Genomic DNA, 2,961 nt, shown 5'->3' with positions numbered 1-2,961 from the left:
ACCGACAGCCGGGCGTTGGCCAGGGCCTGGCGGATGACCCGTTGCTGGGACGGCCCGTTGGGGGCGGTGAGGCCGTTGCTGGCACCGTCCTGGTTGATCGCCGAGCCGCGCACCACGGCCAGCACCGGGTGCCCGTTCCTGCGGGCGTCCGACAGGCGCTCGACGAGGAGCATGCCGACGCCCTCGGCCGGGCTGAACCCGTCGGCGTCCGAGGAGAAGGCCTTGCAGCGGCCGTCCGTGGACAGGCCGCGCTGCCGGCTGAACTCGATGAACGTGCCGGGGGTCGACATGACCGTCACACCGCCGGCGAGCGCCAGCGAGCACTCACCGCTCCGCAGCGCCTGCACGGCGAGGTGCAGGGCGACCAGCGAGGCGGAGCAGGCGGTGTCGACGGTGACCGCCGGGCCCTCCAGACCGAAGGTGTACGACAGCCGGCCGGAGACGACGCTACCGGCGCTGCCGGTGGCCAGGTGGCCTTCGAGGTCGCTCGTGGCGGCGCGTACCAGGTTGGAGTAGTCGGATCCGTTGGTGCCGACGAAGACGCCGGACTGGCTGCCGCGCAGGGTCTCCGGGTCGATGCCCGCCCGCTCGAAGGCCTCCCAGGAGGTTTCCAGGAGGAGCCGCTGCTGCGGGTCCATCGCCAGTGCCTCGCGCGGCGAGATGCCGAAGAACGCCGCGTCGAAGGCGGCCGCGTCGGACAGGAAGCCTCCCTCGCGGGTGTACGAGGTGCCCTGGGCGTTGGGGTCGGGGTCGTACAGCGCGTCGACGTCCCAGCCGCGGTCCAGGGGGAACTGGGACAGCGCGTCACCGTCGGAGGTGAGCAGCCGCCACAGTTCCTCGGGGGTGCGGACGCCGCCCGGGAAGCGGCAACTCATGGCGACGACGGCGATGGGCTCGGCGTCGGAGAGCGCGGCGCTCGTGGGGGCGGGGGCCGCGCCGGCGGCACCGGCCCGGCCGAAGAACTCGGACCGCAGGTGGCGGGCGAGGACGGTGGGCGTGGGGTGGTCGAAGACGAGGGTCGGCGGCAGCTTGAGGCCGCTGGCGGCGTTGAGCCGGTTGCGCAGCTCGACGGCGGTGAGCGAGTCGAAGCCCAGCTCCTTGAACGCCCGGCCCGCCTCGACCGCGTCGGGCCCGGCGTAGCCGAGGACGGCGGCGACCGCGGTGCGGACGAGTTCCAGCAGCAGGCGCTCCTGCTCGGCCTCCGGCAGTCCGGTGAGCTGCTGGGCCAGCACGGCAGCGCCTCCGGTGTCGTCGGCGGCGTCGGCGCGGGAGCCCTCCATGGCCTCCCGCGCCTCGGGGAGGTCGTGCAGCAGCGGCCGGGGGCGGCCGGAGGTGAAGGCCAGGACGAAGCGTTTCCACTCCATGTCCGCGACCGTGAGGGTCGTCTCGTCGCGGTTCAGCGCGTGCTGGAGCGCGGAAACGGCGCGCTCGGGCGCCATCTCGATGACGCCGTGCCGACGCATCCGGTCGCCCACCGCGCCCTCGGCCATGCCGCCGTCGCCCCACGGGCCCCAGGCGATGGAGGTGGCGGGCAGCCCCGCCCCGCGGCGGTACTCGGCGAAGGCGTCCAGGAAGGCGTTGCCGGGCGCGTAGTTGCCCTGGCCGGGGGCGCCGAAGGTGGCGGCGAAGGACGAGAACAGCACGAACGCCGAAAGGTCCAGGTCCCGGGTCAGCTCGTCCAGGTGCAGGGTGGCGTCGACCTTCACCCGCAGCACCCGTTCGACCTGCGCGGGGGTCAGTGCCTCGATGACGCCGTCGTCGAGCACGGCGGCCGTGTGCACGACGGCCGTCAGCGGCCGGTCGGCCGGTACGGCCGCGATGAGGGCGGCCACGGCGTCGCGGTCGCTGACGTCGCAGGCCGCGACGGTGACCTCGACGCCCAGGGCGGTGAGTTCGTCGCGCAGTTCGGTGGCGCCGGGGGCGTCGATGCCGCGGCGGCTGGTGAGCAGGAGGTGTTCGGCGCCGTTGCCGGCGAGCCAGCGGGCCACCTGGGCGCCGAGCGCTCCCGTACCGCCGGTGACCAGGGTGGTGCCCTCCGGCTTCCAGGCCCGGACGGCGGGAGTCTCGGCGAGCCGCGCCCGGACCAGGCGACGCACGTGGAGGCCGGAGGCGCGGACCGCGACCTGGTCCTCGGCGGCGTCACCGGCGAGGACGCCCGCGAGCCGGGCGAGCGTGCGATCGTCCACGGCGTCGGTGCCGGGCAGGTCCACCAGGCCGCCCCAGCGCTCGCCGTGCTCCAGGGCCGCCACCCGGCCCAGGCCCCAGACGGCGGCCTGCGCGGGGTCGGCCGCCCGCTCGGTGCGGGTCACGGCGACGGCTCCGCGCGTGGCGCACCACAGGGGGGCGGCGACCTCGGCGTCACCCAGGGCCTGGACCAGGGAGAGGGTCGCGATCACACCGGCGGGAGCGGAGGCGCCCAGCGGCTCGCCGGCCCCGTCGCAGGTCAGCAGCGACAGCACGCCCGCCACGGCGGCACCGTCGGCCAGCGCCTCCCGGATCCGCTCGGCCAGCGCGCCCCGGATGTCGTCGGTACGGGTGCCGTCGGTACGGGTGCCGTCGGTACGGGTGGGCGTGACGGGCCGTACGTCGGCGCCGTGTTCGGCCAGCGCACGGAGTACGGCGTCGGCCGGCTCGGAGCCGGTCTCGGGAACGGCGACCAGCCAGGTGCCCGACAGGCGGGAGGTGGCGGGCTCCGGCGCGGGCTTCCAGGTCACCCGGTAGCGCCAGCCGTCGACGGTCGACTGCTCACGGCTCCGGGTCCGCCAGGAGGACAGGGCCGGCAGCAGCGCGGTCAGCGTCTCGTCCTCGTCGACGTCCAGTTCGGCCATGAGCGCGGCCACGTCCTGCCGCTCGACGGCCTCCCAGAAACGGGCGTCCACCGCGTCGACCGGGTGCGCGGCGACGGCGTCCTCGGCCGTGCCGCTCTCCAGCCAGTAGTGCTCCTGCTGGAAGGCGTAGGTG

General features: G+C 75.3%; 1 protein-coding gene. It reads right to left on the bottom strand.

The window, feature by feature from the left end; translation table 11 throughout:
* On the bottom strand, positions 1-2,961 hold a 2,961-nt coding region (locus MXD57_RS31135), incomplete at both ends, for an SDR family NAD(P)-dependent oxidoreductase (RefSeq protein WP_250405565.1).

The organism is Streptomyces cellostaticus (assembly GCF_023630175.1).
Lineage (GTDB): Bacteria > Actinomycetota > Actinomycetes > Streptomycetales > Streptomycetaceae > Streptomyces > Streptomyces cellostaticus_A.
This window is presented reverse-complemented; position numbering and strand designations above follow the sequence as displayed.